Below are 2,078 nucleotides of genomic sequence, written 5' to 3' on the forward strand. Positions count from 1 at the left end.
GGCGGCCGGGCGGTGGATCCGCCGGCCGGCCCTGTTGCTGGCCGCGTGCCACCCGGCCCCGGCCGCCGCCGTCACCGCCTTCGCCGCGGGGCTCGCCGCCGCCGCGGGCCGCAGCAGGGGTGTCGTCCTGCTCACCGCAGCCGCCACGGCGGCCGGCCAGCTGTCCATCGGCTGGTCCAACGACTGCATCGACTCCGCCCGGGACACCGCCGCCGGACGCGCCGACAAGCCACTCGCCCGCGGGGCCCTCACCCCCGGTGCCCTCACCCCCAGGGCGGTCGGCACCGCGGCGGCCGCCGCCCTCGCCGCCGCCGTCCCGCTCTCGCTCGCCTGCGGCACCCGGGCCGGAGCCGCCCACCTCACCGGCGTTGCCGCCGGTTGGGCCTACAACCTCCGGCTGAAGCGGACCGCCGCCTCCTGGCTGCCGTACGCGGTGGCCTTCGGGGCGCTGCCGGCCTTCGCCACGGCAGACGTCCCGCCCTGGTGGGTGACGGGCGCGGCGGCGCTGCTCGGTTGCGGTGCGCACTTCGCCAACGTCCTCCCCGACATTCCGGCGGACCGCGCCGCCGGCGTCCTCGGACTGCCCCAGCGCCTGGGCCGCCGCCCGTCCGCCGCGGTCGCAGCCGCCGCGACCTCGGCCGCCACCGCCGTCCTCGTCCTCGGCCCGGGACGGCCCGTCCCCCCGGCGGAGGGCGTCGCGCTGGCCGTCGCCGTCGCCACCGCCCTGCTGGCCCCGATCGCGCCCGGCCGGATCCCCTTCCTCGCCACCATCGCCGTCGCGGGCCTGGACGTCGCCCTCCTGCTCGCCCGCGGCCCGGCCGCCGGCTGACCGGCCGCCTGACCGCCCGCCGATCCGCACGCTGCCCTGCTGCGCTATTCCGCGCTGCCCCGCACATCGCCCGCTGCCCCGCACATCACCCCGGGAACCGTCCGACCGCCCGGCCCACCGTCCGACCGCCCGGCCGCTCGGTACGGTGGACGGTGATCGTGCACCTCCTTCCCGCTGGTCATTGAGAGGCTCCCCATGGAAAAGCGTGTCCTCGGCCGGACCGGCCGTCCCGTCTCCGTCGTCGGCCTCGGTACCTGGCAGTTGGGTGCGGACTGGGGCGACGTCCGCGAGCAGGACGCCCTTGCCGTGCTGGACGCCGCGGTCGAGAGCGGTGTCACCCTGTTCGACACCGCCGACGTCTACGGCGACGGCCGGAGCGAGCAGCTGATCGGACGTCACCTGAAGGAGCGTCCGGACGCGGGGGTGTTCGTCGCCACCAAGTTCGGCCGTCGGGTCGAGCAGCGGCCGGAGCACTACAACCTCGCCAACTTCCGTGCCTGGGCGGACCGTTCCCGGACCAACCTGGGTGTGGACCGGCTCGACCTGGTGCAGCTGCACTGCCCGCCGACCCCGGTGTACTCCTCGGACGAGGTCTTCGACGCCCTGGACACGCTGGTGGCTGAGGAGCGGATCGCCGCGTACGGCGTCAGCGTGGAGACATGTGCCGAGGCGCTGACGGCGATCGCCCGGCCGGGCGTGGCCAGCGTGCAGATCATCCTCAACGCGTTCCGGCTGAAGCCGCTGGAGCAGGTGCTGCCGGCCGCCGCCGAGGCGGGCGTCGGCATCCTCGCCCGGGTACCGCTCGCCTCCGGTCTGCTCTCCGGCCGCTACACCCGGGACACCGTTTTCCCGGCGGACGACCACCGCACCTACAACCGGCACGGCGAGGCGTTCGACCAGGGCGAGACCTTCTCCGGGGTGGACTTCGCGACGGGCGTCGAGGCGGCCGTCGAGTTCTCGGCGCTCGCCCCGGAGGGTGCCACCCCGGCCGGGACGGCACTGCGCTGGATCGTCCAGCAGCCGGGCGTGACCACGGTGATCCCGGGTGCCCGCAACCCGGGGCAGGCCCGCGCCAATGCGGCGGCCGCCGCGCTGCCGCCGCTCTCCGACGCCACCCTGACGGCCGTCCGCGACCTCTACGACCGCCGGATCCGCCCGCAGGTCCACGACCGCTGGTGAGCCACCGCGGCCGCCCGGTCGACGCACCGGCGTGGGTCGACGCACCCGCGCGGGTCGGTGCACCCGCGCG

At 76.5% G+C, this 2,078-nt stretch carries 2 protein-coding genes; both read left to right on the forward strand.

What is annotated here, in order from left to right:
- On the forward strand, window positions 1-829 hold an 829-nt coding region (locus ABZ641_RS34540; protein WP_359988297.1), incomplete at its 5' end, for a UbiA family prenyltransferase.
- A gap of 195 nt (window positions 830-1,024) precedes the next feature.
- Window positions 1,025-2,008, forward strand: a complete 984-nt coding sequence (locus ABZ641_RS34545) for an aldo/keto reductase (RefSeq protein WP_359988299.1) — start codon at window positions 1,025-1,027, stop codon at window positions 2,006-2,008.
- The last annotated feature ends 70 nt before the right edge of the window (window positions 2,009-2,078 follow it).

The organism is Kitasatospora sp. NPDC007106, assembly GCF_040634455.1.
Lineage (GTDB): Bacteria > Actinomycetota > Actinomycetes > Streptomycetales > Streptomycetaceae > Kitasatospora > Kitasatospora arboriphila.

Coding starts and splice junctions, on each gene's coding strand:
- ABZ641_RS34545 (WP_359988299.1), top strand. CDS start 1,025: ATGGAAAAGCGTGTCCTCGGCCGGACCGGCCGTCCCGTCTCCGTCGTC.